Raw genomic sequence first — 13,549 nt, 5'->3', positions numbered from 1 at the left:
TCCCGGTCATTTTTTCTTCTTCTTCGCTTCCCAAGCCAGCACGTACTTCTTCGGGTCTTCCTTGAATTCGTCCCGGCAGCCCGTGCAGCAGACGTAGTAAGTTTTTCCTTCGTAACTGACGGTCATCGTGCCCCGGCCGCCGCTGACGATGCACTCGCGGTCACCGTCGCCGGTTTCGGCAAAGGCCACGCCCTCTTTGGTCAGACCCACTTGGAAGGTTTTCGTCCATAGGGTGGATTCGGTCTTGTGGGTTTCCGTCCGGTAGATGAATCGGTTGTCGTGCAATAGCGAGACGATCAACCGTTCTTCCATTTTGGTTTCGGGGATGGAACGGACCAACGAGAATTGTTTGCCGTCCCATGTGCCCTGATAAACCACTTCGGTCTTGTCCGGGCGGGTCGCGGTCCATGTCCATTTCTTCCCGTCGGCGGAGGCTTTCAAAATGGCCTTGGTGAAGAGCTTCCCGTCGGCAAACTGCAAATCAAGCCAACTGTCATTCTTGGCGAATTTCCAGATGACGGTGAGCGTCTCGGACCAATGCCCTTTCTGGCGGGCTTCAATGGAGCCTTCCGGCGCGCCGGCCCCCTTCCACGTACCCACGAGTTTGTTGAAATCGCGGGGCGTGTCGTCGGCCGACAGGGCCGTGATCGTGCCAAGCATCATCGTCAGGGAGAAAAGCCATCGCATGGTCGCACCATTCGCTAGAAAAAGCCTTTGGAAACTTCATCGCTTCCGCACGGGTAGCGTTTACAATTCAAAACGTCTCTCAACCCAAAAGATTTCCCATGATCCGAATCCTGCCCGTCCTTGTCTGCCTTGTTCTTTGTCCGATCACCGCCGACGCGGGATTGCTGGAATACGTCAAAAAGCCGGACGATTCCTTCAAGTGGAATCTCAAGAACAAGACCGTGGCGGCCTCCGGCACATCATATCAGATTGAAATGGTCTCCCAAACATGGGAGGGAATCAAGTGGGATCACATCCTCATGGTTTACGTCCCCGAGGGCGTCAAGCCGGGCGAAAGCATGATGCTTTTCAACGACGGCGGCAAACCGGACCCGCTGCGGGGCATCATGGGGTTTGAAATCGCCAAACGAGCCCAAATCCCGGTTGCCTTCCTCTACGGCATCCCGAACCAACCGTTGTTCGACGGCAAAAAAGAAGACGCCCTGATCGCCGAGACGTTTGTGCGGTTTCTGAAAACCGAGGACGAAGACTGGCCGCTTTTGTTCCCGATGACCAAGAGCCTTGTCCGGGGGATGGATGTGTTGCAAGCCCTGTCCAAAGAGGAATGGAAGAACGATTTGAAAACGTTCGTCGTCTCCGGGGCCTCCAAGCGAGGCTGGACCTCCTGGCTCACCGGGGCGGCCGACCCGCGGGTGAAGGCCATCGCCCCGTTGGTGATTGACACGCTCAATTTCGGCAAACAGATTCCGCATCAGTTCAAATCCTTCGGCAAACCAAGCGACATGGTCAAGGACTACACCCAGCGCGGCCTGATCCCCATTCCCGCTGGCAAGGCGGCCGAGAAACTTTGGCAGATGGTGGACCCGTGGATGTACCGGGAAAGTTTGAAGATGCCGAAGATGATTATCAACGGGGCGAATGACCCTTATTGGTCGCTTGACGCGCTCAACCTGTATTGGGACGACCTCCAAGGGGACAAGTGGGTGCTTTATGTCCCGAACGCCGGGCACGGGTTGGAACAAATTTATGGCGAAGGGAAGAAAGACCGCAACCGGGCTCTCAGCACGCTGGCCCTGTTTGCCCGTCAGCAGGTGTTGAACAAGCCGATGCCGAAACTTTCTTGGAAGCATGAAGATGCCGACGGCCAAATGCGTCTGACCGCCACGACGGATGTGGTGTTGAAGGCGTGCCGGTTGTGGGTGGCCGATGCTCCGACGCGGGACTTCCGCAAGCAAACGTGGACGGAAGCCCCGGCCAAGATCGACGGCAAATCGGCCACGGGATTGGTCGCCAAACCGGAAAAGGACTGGCGGGCCTTCTACATGGAGTGCGAATACGAAGACGACGGCAAGCCGTATTATCTCAGCACGCAGATTCGGATGGACGAGGCGAAGAAATAACGATGGCCGACGGAGAAAACCCGCCCATGATCCGTGTGCAAAATCTGGTCAAGCGATTCGGCGAAGTCGCGGCCGTTGACGGCGTCTCTTTCGACGTTCAGGCCGGCGAGATTTTTGCCTTCCTCGGCCCGAACGGCGCGGGGAAGACAACCACCATTCAGATGCTGACCACGCTGCTCCGTCCAACGGAAGGCTCGATCACTTTGGATGGCCTCGACCCGGTCTCGAAGCCGCTGGATGTGCGCCGGCGTTTCGGCATCGTCTTTCAAGATCCCAGCCTCGACAGTGAACTCACCGCCGCCGAGAACATGGACTTGCACGGCGTTCTTTACCACGTCCCCCGCCGGATTCGTGTCGAGCGAGCCGAGACGCTTCTCAAGCTGTTTGAATTGTGGGATCGACGGAATTCGCGTGTCAAAGAGTTCTCCGGGGGCATGAGACGCCGACTGGAGATTGCCCGAGGGTTGTTGCACACGCCGAAAATTTTGTTTCTCGACGAACCAACCTTGGGGCTTGACCCGCAAAGCCGCAATCTGCTTTGGACTCACATCAAGCACTTGAACGAAACGGAAGGAGTCACTGTTTTCCTCACCACCCACTACATGGACGAAGCGGAACGGGTCGCCCGACGCATCGCCATCATCGATCATGGCCGCATTGTCGCGCAAGGAACGCCGGGAGAATTGAAACAGCAGACCGGCAGCGAGTCACTTGAACAGGCATTCCTGGCCCTCACCGGTTCCACGATCCGCGACGAACAAGCCGACGGCAGCGACCAGATGCGCCGGATGGCCAAGATGTGGAGGAGATAAGTCGTGGCAGTGATCTACATCTTGTGGTTGCGAGAAGTGAAAAAATATCTGCGGTCGAAGCCGCAGGTCATCGCGTCTCTCGGCCAACCGTTAATGTATTTGCTCGTCTTGGGGTTCGGCCTCGGACCCATCTTCCAAAGGGCGGGACAGGGCAACTACCTTCAATTCGTGGCGCCCGGCGTGATCGGTATGTCGATTCTGTTCTCGTCGATCTTTTCCGGAGTCGGCCTGCTGTGGGACCGGCAGTTCGGGTTCCTCAAGGAAACGCTGGTCGCCCCCGTGCCTCGGCTTCAGATCATGGTCGGCCGCACGCTCGGCGGGGCGACGACGGCGTTGATGCAGGGCACGCTTATCTTGGTGATATGTCTGATCGCTGGCTTTCGCCCGTATGACCTCACTGCCCTGCCCCTCGCCTTCTTGTTCATGGTCCTCATCGCCATTGTCTTTGCCGCCCTCGGGACGGCCATCGGGTCGGCGCTGAAGGACATGCAGGGATTTCAGATGGTCATGAACTTCCTCGTCATGCCGATCTTCTTCCTCTCCGGCGCCCTCTACCCGCTGACCGACTTGCCGATGCCTCTCACCATCGCCACCCATGTCGACCCGCTGGCCTACGGCATCGATGGCTTGCGGGGGGCGTTCAGCGGTGAATCACACTTTGGCGCGCTGACCGACCTTGCGATCCTCGGAACCGTGGCGTCGTGCTTTCTGGCGCTCGGAGCGTGGTCATTTTCGCGGATTCAGGTCTGATTCCGCCAACCAAGCCTAAATTCCGTTTTCCCGGCCACCCACTTCGTGAACGGCCATTGTTTCCGAGGGAACAGGCACGTTCATTGGTTTGTCGCACCATGCGATGACCGCATCCAGTTGCCGGATGGCGCCGTTCATGTCCGTTGCCGACTCTCGGTTCGCCGGTTCCGATTTCATCCGTTCCGCAATCCGGTCGGCCACGGTGAAGGCTTTTGCCAGCACATGGGTCGGGTATTCGTTCGTCCCCGCCCGGTTGAACACCACCCGCAACGTCCGGCACCAAGCCCGCAAGCGATTCGGGCCGCTGGGCGACAGATCGGGAATTGGCTCGTTCCGGTCGCCGGCGGTGTACGCCAGCATGGAGGTGCGATAAGCCTCAAAGGCTTTTTGCAGGGAATGCAGATGGGGAGTGGAGTAACTGGACCCAACCCGCATATTTTCCCACTGGCACTTAAGGTCAAGAACCTTGGTCAATTCGGCCGCACGGGCGGGGGTGAGCCGTTCGGCGGCGATTTCGGTCATCTGAGTCACGGCATCCTGCCCTTCACAACTGGAAATAATGGGAACCGGCTGATTCATAGCGAGGAAAGGAGAATCGGGCAAGAGACGTTAGGCGAGCGAAAACGGGCAGACGGGAAGCCTGAAAAACCGTTGTCAGCCGGGCGGGATTCCCCATGATAGCGACACGCATTTGACCCTGATCGACTGTCCTTGCCATCCACGGGAGAGCCCATGATCCGCCTCGCCATTGCCGCTTTGTTGTTTGTCCCGGTTGACCATCCGGAAAAGGAACACTTGGTCGTCACGCCTTCCGATCTGAAATGGGTCGATGGTCCGGCTTCGTTGCCGAAAGGCGCCCAAATGGCGGTGCTGGAGGGAGATCCGACCAAAGAGGGCGAGTTTGTCATGCGGGTGAAACTGCCGGACGGGATGCGAATCATGCCGCACACCCATCCTAAGGACGAACGGGTGACCGTCCTTACGGGCACGCTTTACCTCGGGATGGGCGACAAGATTGATGAAAAGACGGCGAAAGCCATGCCCGCCGGGTCTTACGGCCGGACCGGGGCAAAAATGCCGCACTTCGGCTGGGTGAAGGGAGAGACCGTGCTTCAACTCCACGGGATGGGACCGTGGGGAGTGACCTATCTGAACCCGGCGGATGATCCGCGAATCAAGAAGTAAGCAACGGCCCCGGCCGTTACATAAAGTTGCTGGACGGACGCGGCCCCGGCATGCATACTGGGAGGCACTCGCTCGCTCTGATCCGAGGCTCTCCCCATGCGTCTCATCATGTTGTTGGTCGTGTCCGCCGGTCTTTCCGTCAGCCCGCTGTCCGCCGACCCGCCGAAAACCGACCAAACCCAAGTCCTCGATCTCATCGGACGGATGGAAGCCAACACCGTCCGGATACGGCCCCTTGTCTCCGGACCGCTGGTGAGGATTCTCGCCGCCGACGGGGCCTCCGTGAAGACGGGCGACTTGTTGGCCGAGATTGATCCAAGGCAATACCAAGTTGATCTGGACCGGGCGCAGGCTCTCATCCTTCATGCCCAAGCGAAGACTCGGCTGGCGACGGTCACTCTTGAGCGGGCCAAGGCTCTGAGCGCGAGGGGCGGCATCAGCAAAGAGGAATCGGTGGAGGCCGAGGCCGCTGCCGAGGTGGCAAATGCGGAACTGGCCGTTGCCAAGGCCGACCGCGAACGGGCCGCGATCATCCTTTCTCGAACGCGGATTCAGTCGCCGATGGATGGCCGGGTCGGCCGGTTTTCCGTGACGGTGGGTGACATCGTGACGACCGAGGCCAAAGAGCCGATCACCACGGTGGTCGCCACGAACCGATTGACCGCCGTCTTTGAATTGGATGAGCGATCTCTGCTGCGATTGAGACGGGCCGGGTTGGCGGGGCCGGGAAAAATGGCGGTGACGCTCGGATTGGTTGATGAGGAAGGATTTCCGCATCCGGCCGAGTTGATGATGATCGAATCGGAAGTCAATCCGAAGACGGGCGCGGTGCGATGTCACGCCAGTTGCGCGAATCCCGACGGGCTTATTAGCCCCGGAATGTCTGTCCGGGTGCGCCTGACGATGCCGGAGAAGAAGTAACGGGTTGATGCGAGGAAAATAAAAAAACCACCCGATTACCGGCCGTCTCTCCCTCGGCTGGTCTTCGGATGGTTTTTATTCTGACCAAGTCGAACCATCAACCGCAAAGCCTCTCCCACTTTTCGATTGATGTGTTCAACTTAGTGATGAACATAAAAAGCAAGCCCTGTGCCAATCCGCATGGGAACCGGGCGTCTTGCGGCAAAACAACGCAAAACCACTGCAAAACAAGACCTTTTTTATGCGCAAGAAATCTCGTCATCAAACCATTCCTATCTGTCCGGGTCATTTTCTGCACGGAACACGATCAACCCGTGCATCTGTTCCGTGCATCCGCTTTTTCACGTGCTCAGAAAGCGGAACTTGCTCAGTCGTCAGCCAAATGGCGAGCCAGTTCCTTGCGATCAGCAATTCCAAGAACACGAGGCCCGGCGGGGTATTGGGCGGCGGGAAACCAATGTTCGACGACCATGCGATTGCCCACGGCCGTCCATCGTTCCACCCGGTCGTCGGCAAAGGTGATGACCACGGCTCCGTCTTTCCGTTCCACCTTCCCTTTGGAGGCGCGAAGGGGTTCAGACTCGGTAGCCGTGCCATCCGGACGGATCTCACAAGTCTCCTTCACGCCGTTCTCGAACACCGCCGACCACAAGCCAACCGTCGGGTTGGCGGGGGCGGGATTTTTGCCTCTCGCCTCGGGCATCGGTTCGGCCGGACAGGGGGCGGCCATCATCATCGTGACGGCGGCCAAAGTCATGATTCTCATCATCGGTTTTCCTCCCTAATGGGGCGTCTTATCATTCCAGACGAACGCCAACACCCGACGGACGGTGCATTTTGCTTGCCCAAACGGCTGGCTTTCCGCATTCTCACAAGAATCATCGGCTCCGGTTCCGCTACTTCGGTCGTTTGTCGGACACGCTTCCATGACAACCCCGCTCCTTGAACAGAACGCGGTGATCTCCGATTGCGGCAAGTATCGTTATGCCCTGACTCGTCGAGTCGGCACCGGCGTGAGAACCGCCACGTTTATCATGCTCAATCCCTCCACGGCCGACGCACAGACCGACGATCCGACGATTCGCCGTTGCATCGGCTTTGCCCGAATGTGGAACTGCGGCAAACTCCTCGTCTTGAATTTGTTCGCCATCCGGGCAACCGACCCGGCCGACATGCGGGCGGCGGACGATCCCGCCGGGCCGGAGAACAAAAGCTGGTTTGATACGCTTTTATGCGGCGAAGAGGATGGGCCGGTGGTGTGCGCTTGGGGCGTCCACGGCACGCACATGGGCCAAAATTTGACGGTGATGCGTTGGCTCAAATCGCTTGGCATTCAGCCGGTATCACTCGGGGTCACGAAAGACGGGCATCCGAGGCATCCGCTCTATGTGCCCTACTCGGCCGAGGCGATCCCCTTCTTGAGTTGAACGGCGGACAAAATCCTCGTCTGAACTGGTTCCCGGCTCGTCATACATAGGTGTCTTAACCATCACTCGCGGGGTCATCATGCGCCGAATCCTGTCTCTCCTCCCGCTGATACTCGCCCCAAGTCTGGCTTGCGGGCTGGCCACCGAACAATTGGGCAACGGCCCGCTGAACCAGAGTTTTGGCCTGGCCGACGACTTGCTGGCCATCGCCAACATGGATTCCCGCGTCTACTGGTATGAGGTAAACGCCAACCCCACGTTCTTCTTCAAAGGAGACGCCAAGGAACTCAACAAGGCTATCGCCAAGTTCACCGCGATGAAGCACGACAAGAAAGAGATCATCCTGCTGGCCGGAACCGGGGAGACGCAAACGCTTCTGCGGGACAAGAAAATCGCCTACGACTGGATTGTCCATGTGCCGCACGGATTCCATTTCGGCGGTGATAGCGAAGTGGCCGACACGCGGGCGACGCTGACGATCCGAATCCCCGGCGTCCGGGCCAAGACCCCTGAAAAGCCCGAACAACTGACGAAATGGATCACCGAATTGAACAGCGACGACTTCAAAACACGGGCCGGCGCCGAAACAGGCATCGAGGCATTGGGAACGGCCGCCATCCCCGCGATCCTCAAGGCCCTCAACGACAAACCGGCCGCCGAAGCCCGTGACCGTCTGGAGCGGCTGCGCGACCGAGCCGGGCAGACCGTCTCGCTGGACTTGCTGGAAATCCCGACCGATACCTTGGTGATTGGCAGCGACACCCTGTTGGCCCGTGCGCGCAAAGAGATGAGCAACAAGGCTCCCGATGTGCGAGGTTACGCCGTCTCCAGTTTGCCGACGGAACACATGAAGATCGAAGATGTGGTGAAGGAGTATGAACAGATTCTCAAGACCGAAAAGAACGAATACCCGCTTCGATGCGCCCTCGGCGGGGTAAGTCGGCTTGGAGTCGCCGCCAAGCCCCTGATTCCCTTGCTGCGCGAGGTGATGAAGACGGACGACAAAAACGTGAAGAGCTCCTGCCAATATGCCATCGACGAAATCGAGAAGGAGAAGGAAGCAAAGGAAATCCCGGCCGATACCAAGACAATCACGACTATTCGCACGGAGATTGGCGAGTTGGTCGCTGCGAGGAAAACAACCAAGCCAAAATAATCCCGATCGATTGGCGAAGAACTCTTAACGGGTTTTTCCCGGCACGCTCCTTGCACGATGAATGACAGGGTTCCTTCCGACCAAGTCATTCAAGAGGAGAGAATAATGGCTTCTCCAAAAATTCAGCCCCCCGCGTCTCGCCGATTGAAATTGTCCGGCCAACTTCTGGCGGGGCTGTTTGTCGCGGTCGGCGTGGCTCTGGCTATCTATGCCGGTCTCGTTTACGGAATGATTATCGGGTTGCAGAAGGGGGCCGAGGGCGCCAACGAACCCAAGCCGGGAGTGGGCATGGCCCCTGATCTGACAGGGCCGATCAAGATGTTTTTTGACACCGGCATCGGCGGCATCATCGGAGCGGGTTTGGGGCTTTTGCTCGGAAGCCTCCTGATGTGGGTGTTCTGTCGCTTTCTGTTGATACCCCTGTTTCGCAAAGTAGATTTCTTGTCTGCCGATGTGTCGTCAGAGCAAATGGATCAGGCGACTTCCTCTGTGATCAAATGAACGCGAGGCATATTCAGGCCGCCCAAAGACATACGCACCATCTTTTGTCTCGTGCCAATGAAAACATTTTAACGGATGAATTGATCGACATATGAAGCACCGAGTCCAATCGCTTCATAGTGCTTTCGGCACACGTCGATTTTGGTGTGAACATCTTCATAGGCAACGATGGTGTCGGCCTCGTTGACATAGAGCATCGCCCCGGAGATGTTGAAAAACGTAATCATCTCCTCAACCCCGGCATCAACAACTAATGTGTGCGTCTCGCCCGGTGGTTCAAAAACATACATTCCCGCCTTCGCCACCCAGTCGTGTTCGAGATACCGCCAGCTTCCTTTGATGACATAACCGTGAACCGGGCCGGGATGGCGGTGTCTGCTTAACACCCCCGACCGCCGCACCCGGAGCAGGTTGCACCACCCCCCTTGCACCGTGTTGAAAAATAACGGCCGAAACCAGACGTTGGGTGCCTGCGGAACCCAGACGCGTTCGTCTTCCGGGATGGCGGTCGCCACCAAATCGCCAATCATTCCGGCCGCGTTCGATGACATGTCATTTCCCCGGATCACATGACGGAATAGCCGCCGTCGGCCGTCAGACAGGCGCCCGTGACAAACGCCGCCTCGGGCGAACACAAAAACAACGCCGGCCCGGCGACATCGTCGGGCGTTCCCCATCGTTTCATGGGAGTTCGGTCCAAGATAGCCTGGCTGCGAACCGGGTCTTCCCGCAATGGTTTCGTCAGGGCGGTGGCAATCCATCCGGGAGCCACGGCGTTCACCCGGATATTGTCGGCGGCCCATGCGATTGCCAGCGATTTGGTCAGTTGAACAACGCCCCCTTTGCTGGCGCTATACGCCGGGGCATGACCGCCGCCGAAATAGCTGAGCATAGACGCGATGTTGACAATGGCCCCGCCATTTCGGGCCAATAATTCCCGGCAGGCCACGCAAACCCGCATCATGCCCGTGAGGTTCACATCGACAACTTTGGCGAACGAGACCGGGTCAAACTCTCGCCCCTGCCGCAACAACATCCCCGCCGCATTGACGAGAAAATCAAGCCGCGGCATCCCGCCGACCAACTCCCGAATGGCGGCCTCATTGGAAACATCAAGTGCCACTGCCGAGAGTCCGGCGATTGGCGGAACCGCCCCGACTTCGGCTTCCGTCAGCCCGGTGACGGTAACCGTCGCCCCTTCGCGAAGAAAAGCGGCCGCGATGCCGGCGCCGATGCCGCTCGTTCCTCCGGTGACCAAGCCGTGCTTTCCGCTGAATCGGCCGACAGAGGACATGAGGGGGAGTCTCGAAGGGATGCGGGGGGAACAGCCATCGTAGAATCAACTACGACAAGTGCGGGTGATTTCCAGTGTCAACAGTCGGCATCCCGACAACCTCCGACGATGGTGGAAATAATTGTCTCTTGGCATCATCCTTTCCAAGTCCGTATCAAACACCTCACAAACACATTCACTTTGTCATTCGAGGCCACGGGTATGAGATTACTCTCCGTCTTCACACTGTTGACCATCGGTTTCGCCTGTCACGCGGCCGATCTTCCGCGAAGCAGCCCCGAATCCCAAGGGTTGGATTCCGCAATCGTGCAAGCCTTTGTCGCGGCGGCCGACAAGAAAATCGACTCGCTGCACAGCATCATGATCGTGCGGCACGGCCAGGTGGTCGCCGAGGGTTGGTGGGCGCCCCATGACGCCAAATCCCCTCACTCACTGTACTCCCTGAGCAAAAGTTTCACTTCGACCGCCGTGGGCATCGCCATTGCGGAAGGCAAACTGAGCCTGGACGACGAAGTTTTGAAATTCTTCGCTGAAGAGGCCCCGGCCGAACCAAGCGCCAACCTCAAGGCGATGCGAGTCAGCGATCTGCTCCGCATGTCCACCGGGCAGCAAAGCGAACCGGGCCGGCCCGCGAATCAATCGTGGGTCAAGACGTTTCTGGCTCATCCGGTGCCGTTCAAACCCGGAACGCATTTTGTCTACAACACATCGGCCACCTATATGCTTTCGGCGATCATTCAAAAGGTGACCGGCAAAACGCTCCTCGACTATCTGACCCCCCGCCTGTTTGAACCGTTGGGAATCGAACACCCCACATGGGAAACCAGCCCCCAAGGAATCTCCACCGGCGGTTATGGCCTGAGCATCCGCACCGAGGACATCGCCAAATTCGGCCAGCTTTATCTTCAAAAAGGAAAATGGCACGGGAAGCAACTGGTTCCTGAGGCGTGGATCGAAGCCGCCAAGGCCCGGCAAACTTCCAACGGCAGCAACCCCAAAAGCGATTGGGACCAAGGGTACGGCTACCAGTTCTGGCGATGCCGCCACGGAGCCTATCGCGGCGACGGGGCGTTTGGCCAGTATTGCATCGTCCTGCCCGAACAGGACGCGGTGATCGCGATCACCAGCGGCCTCCGCGACATGCAATCCGTGTTGAACCTCATTTGGGACACCCTTCTTCCCGCATTCAAAGCCGAGCCATTGGCCGCCAACGACAAGGCGAAGTCGTCGCTTGACCAGACCTTAAAAAGCCTCTCGCTCCGGCCCGCCGCAGGCTCGGCGACCGCCGCCAACGTGGCCGGCAAACTCTTCGAGTTTGCCGCGAATGAACGCAAATTTGAATCCCTCAAATTGGAGGACGACGGCAAAGACGGTCCGCTGACGCTGGTTGTCCGCATCAACGGCGTCGAACACCGCATCCCCTGCGGAAAAGGGGCATGGCAAAAAGGAAAGGCCGGTTGGGGGCCGTTGCCGATTCAACCGGTCGGAGCCAGCGGAGCATGGACGGATGAGGGAACCTTCACCGCCAAACTCTGTTTTTATGAAACCCCGTTTGTGGTCACGATTCGCCTGAAGTTTGCAGGCAATGAAGTGAAATGTGAATCCGAGACGAACGTCGCGTTCGGACCGGTCAAACAAGAACCGCTGACGGGCAAGACAAAATGACCAGTTTGCCCAGTCTCAAGCAACTCGTCTTCGGAAGCATGTCACCCGTCTGAAGACGTCAAACATTTCAGGCGGCTGCGGAGTCGGAAGTTCCGAGCCGCCGCATTTTCTGTTCACTTTTTTGGCAAAAGACGACTACACTGTTTTTGGATGGATCCTCCATTCAATTCTCCTTTCCGATGCAACCGGGCCGATCATGAACACAACTCCCGCCGTCATTACCAGCGCAATCCTCCGATTTTGCCGGGGCGTGTCCCCGACCTATCAGCCGACTTTCCACGAGGTGGAAGTTCACCCGGATTCGGCCCCGCTAGAGTATCTCGACAATTGCGTGAAGGAAATCGAGCGGAACGGCGGAGAGATCGTTTATGGCTGGACGGTCTGGAGTCTTCCCAAAAATCTGATCACGCTCGTCCATCATGCCGTCGTTTGTCGGGACGGCCGGGTGATCGACACCACGCCGACACGGACAAGGGAAACAAGGGTTTTGTTCCTGCAAGACGACAAGGCGCGTCCGACGGGCGATGTCATTCCGAGCCATTTCTTTCAGATCGGCGACGACCCGGAAACCCTACATTTGGTGGAAGACATGAGGGAGATTTACGACCTGCATGAAGACGCCGATGCCGAGCGAGAAGTCAGAGTGTTGGCGCTCGTCTGACCCGCCATTGAGAAATGCCCGTTCTTTTCCCAGCAGTCAGACGAATTTCGTGGGTGAAGGTAAGGTCGGGAACGAGAACCAATTGTTTTTCCGGCGATCAACACGGTTGTCTTGGAAGCCAGATCCGGTGTAAACTCAAGAGGAATTGCGACAAGCCGGGGAATGAACGATGCCAACCGTGAAAGTATTGCTGGTGACTCCGTCACGCGTTGTCTGCCACGAAGCCCCGGTTGATCTCAATGGGTTTGTTCTTCCTGCGTTTGTCAACGGCCTCTTGGGAAAGACCGGCTGGATCATCACCGCCGACCAGTCTTTGGCGCCGAATATCACGGTCTGGTGTGTGAATCCCAAGCTTTCCGCTGATGGCAAGTCAGCCTCTTCCGTCCAGTTGAAGCGTAATTTCAAAGCCGAACAAGCCGTGAAGATTCTGACGGAAAAGGAAATTGCCGTCATTGGGGACATGCTCATCGTCGGAACCATTCCCGACGGCAAAAAAGCGGGCCAGGCAGCCGAAATGCCCGCCGAAAAACTGACGCAGATTTTGCGGTTATGATTCTCCTGATTGGGTTGGCCATCAATCAATGCGAAGGATCGAACTTCGAATCTCGTATCAATGCTTGAACTGACAAGAACTTGGGGATGTCATCCGACCGTCTAAACAACGGTCGGATGACATCCCCAAGTTCTTGTCAGTTTAACCTGGTCAATTTTGAACCATTCAAATTCTCAATCTGTCGAATGCCCTTTCTTTGAATCGCGAGTTCACAGGGTACTCAGGCCGGGAGCGTGGTTTCCGATGTTGACGTTGAGGGTTTCGACAGCCGTGCTGAAGAAATTCTTAGTGGTCGCCCCGGTGGTGCTGACCTTCGAGCCGGCCGACAGTTGGCCGCTGTTGGTCACGTCCCAGGCCTTGTAACTCAGCGTCGCCACCTGGGCCACCGACGAGTCCGCCGGCACGAACTTCAACACCGCCGACGCCGGCAGCAGCAGGGCGGTCGTCGGCGACACCCCGGAGAGGATCGCGAAATTCCCCAACCCCGTCCGGTCGTACAGCCACGTCCCCTTGCCCGACAGGCCGGTCACCGCGATC

The 13,549-nt window shown here is 57.8% G+C and carries 17 protein-coding genes; 11 read left to right on the top strand and 6 right to left on the bottom strand.

Features of this window, described 5'->3' with window-relative positions; translation table 11 throughout:
• Window positions 1–6: 6 nt before the first annotated feature.
• Window positions 7–687 carry a YHS domain-containing protein gene (locus BGIM_RS53655; RefSeq protein WP_020473916.1) on the bottom strand — a complete coding sequence of 227 codons (681 nt, stop codon included), beginning with the start codon at window positions 685–687 and terminating at the stop codon, window positions 7–9.
• 98 nt (window positions 688–785) lie between these two features.
• Here BGIM_RS53655 and BGIM_RS0132910 point away from each other — a divergent pair, with 98 nt between their 5' ends.
• Genes BGIM_RS0132910 through BGIM_RS0132900 form a run of 3 tightly spaced genes read left to right on the top strand, consistent with a single transcriptional unit; the run spans window position 786 to window position 3,649 of the window.
• Window positions 786–2,087: a PhoPQ-activated pathogenicity-related family protein gene (locus BGIM_RS0132910; protein WP_020473915.1), complete on the top strand. Its 1,302-nt coding sequence runs from the start codon at window positions 786–788 to the stop codon at window positions 2,085–2,087.
• A 2-nt stretch (window positions 2,088–2,089) separates the two neighbouring features.
• The gene (locus tag BGIM_RS0132905) at window positions 2,090–2,899 is read left to right on the top strand and encodes an ABC transporter ATP-binding protein (RefSeq protein ID WP_020473914.1); all 810 of its coding nucleotides are present in this window, start codon (window positions 2,090–2,092) and stop codon (window positions 2,897–2,899) included.
• A gap of 3 nt (window positions 2,900–2,902) precedes the next feature.
• Window positions 2,903–3,649, top strand: coding sequence for an ABC transporter permease (locus BGIM_RS0132900; RefSeq protein ID WP_020473913.1), 747 nt, complete (start codon window positions 2,903–2,905; stop codon window positions 3,647–3,649).
• 15 nt (window positions 3,650–3,664) lie between these two features.
• Here BGIM_RS0132900 and BGIM_RS0132895 read toward each other — a convergent pair whose 3' ends face one another.
• Complete coding sequence (locus BGIM_RS0132895) at window positions 3,665–4,171, bottom strand: hypothetical protein (protein ID WP_238537779.1); 507 nt, start codon at window positions 4,169–4,171, stop codon at window positions 3,665–3,667.
• A gap of 210 nt (window positions 4,172–4,381) precedes the next feature.
• On the opposite strand from BGIM_RS0132895, the gene BGIM_RS0132890 reads away from it, so the two are divergent.
• Window positions 4,382–4,834 carry a cupin domain-containing protein gene (locus tag BGIM_RS0132890; RefSeq protein WP_020473911.1) on the top strand — a complete coding sequence of 151 codons (453 nt, stop codon included), beginning with the start codon at window positions 4,382–4,384 and terminating at the stop codon, window positions 4,832–4,834.
• Window positions 4,835–4,930: 96 nt separating this feature from the next.
• Window positions 4,931–5,755, top strand: a complete 825-nt coding sequence (locus tag BGIM_RS53650) for an efflux RND transporter periplasmic adaptor subunit (protein WP_020473910.1) — start codon at window positions 4,931–4,933, stop codon at window positions 5,753–5,755.
• A gap of 367 nt (window positions 5,756–6,122) precedes the next feature.
• On the opposite strand, the gene BGIM_RS0132880 is transcribed toward BGIM_RS53650, so the two are convergent.
• The gene (locus BGIM_RS0132880; protein ID WP_040891089.1) at window positions 6,123–6,524 is read right to left on the bottom strand and encodes a hypothetical protein; all 402 of its coding nucleotides are present in this window, start codon (window positions 6,522–6,524) and stop codon (window positions 6,123–6,125) included.
• Between the two features lie 157 nt (window positions 6,525–6,681).
• On the opposite strand from BGIM_RS0132880, the gene BGIM_RS0132875 reads away from it, so the two are divergent.
• From BGIM_RS0132875 to BGIM_RS0132865, 3 genes are all read left to right on the top strand, one after another.
• The gene (locus BGIM_RS0132875; protein WP_020473908.1) at window positions 6,682–7,182 is read left to right on the top strand and encodes a DUF1643 domain-containing protein; all 501 of its coding nucleotides are present in this window, start codon (window positions 6,682–6,684) and stop codon (window positions 7,180–7,182) included.
• Window positions 7,183–7,261: 79 nt separating this feature from the next.
• On the top strand, window positions 7,262–8,338 hold the full coding sequence (locus BGIM_RS0132870) for a hypothetical protein (RefSeq protein WP_020473907.1): 1,077 nt from the start codon (window positions 7,262–7,264) through the stop codon (window positions 8,336–8,338).
• A gap of 105 nt (window positions 8,339–8,443) precedes the next feature.
• Window positions 8,444–8,839, top strand: a complete 396-nt coding sequence (locus BGIM_RS0132865) for a hypothetical protein (protein WP_020473906.1) — start codon at window positions 8,444–8,446, stop codon at window positions 8,837–8,839.
• 68 nt (window positions 8,840–8,907) lie between these two features.
• On the opposite strand, the gene BGIM_RS0132860 is transcribed toward BGIM_RS0132865, so the two are convergent.
• Window positions 8,908–9,390, bottom strand: coding sequence for a 2,4'-dihydroxyacetophenone dioxygenase family protein (locus tag BGIM_RS0132860; RefSeq protein WP_020473905.1), 483 nt, complete (start codon window positions 9,388–9,390; stop codon window positions 8,908–8,910).
• Window positions 9,391–9,404: 14 nt separating this feature from the next.
• Complete coding sequence (locus tag BGIM_RS0132855; RefSeq protein ID WP_020473904.1) at window positions 9,405–10,133, bottom strand: SDR family NAD(P)-dependent oxidoreductase; 729 nt, start codon at window positions 10,131–10,133, stop codon at window positions 9,405–9,407.
• Between the two features lie 201 nt (window positions 10,134–10,334).
• On the opposite strand from BGIM_RS0132855, the gene BGIM_RS0132850 reads away from it, so the two are divergent.
• The 3 genes from BGIM_RS0132850 to BGIM_RS0132840 all read left to right on the top strand — a co-directional run bounded on the left by BGIM_RS0132850 (window position 10,335) and on the right by BGIM_RS0132840 (window position 13,012).
• The gene (locus tag BGIM_RS0132850) at window positions 10,335–11,798 is read left to right on the top strand and encodes a serine hydrolase domain-containing protein (RefSeq protein ID WP_020473903.1); all 1,464 of its coding nucleotides are present in this window, start codon (window positions 10,335–10,337) and stop codon (window positions 11,796–11,798) included.
• Window positions 11,799–11,994: 196 nt separating this feature from the next.
• On the top strand, window positions 11,995–12,459 hold the full coding sequence (locus BGIM_RS0132845) for a hypothetical protein (protein ID WP_157369616.1): 465 nt from the start codon (window positions 11,995–11,997) through the stop codon (window positions 12,457–12,459).
• Between the two features lie 169 nt (window positions 12,460–12,628).
• Window positions 12,629–13,012: a hypothetical protein gene (locus BGIM_RS0132840; RefSeq protein WP_020473901.1), complete on the top strand. Its 384-nt coding sequence runs from the start codon at window positions 12,629–12,631 to the stop codon at window positions 13,010–13,012.
• A 209-nt stretch (window positions 13,013–13,221) separates the two neighbouring features.
• Here BGIM_RS0132840 and BGIM_RS65105 read toward each other — a convergent pair.
• Window positions 13,222–13,549: hypothetical protein (locus BGIM_RS65105; RefSeq protein WP_040891087.1), on the bottom strand; the 328-nt coding region annotated here is incomplete at its 5' end.

It is taken from the genome of Zavarzinella formosa DSM 19928 (genome assembly GCF_000255705.1).
In the GTDB taxonomy this organism is placed as follows: domain Bacteria; phylum Planctomycetota; class Planctomycetia; order Gemmatales; family Gemmataceae; genus Zavarzinella; species Zavarzinella formosa.
This window is presented reverse-complemented; position numbering and strand designations above follow the sequence as displayed.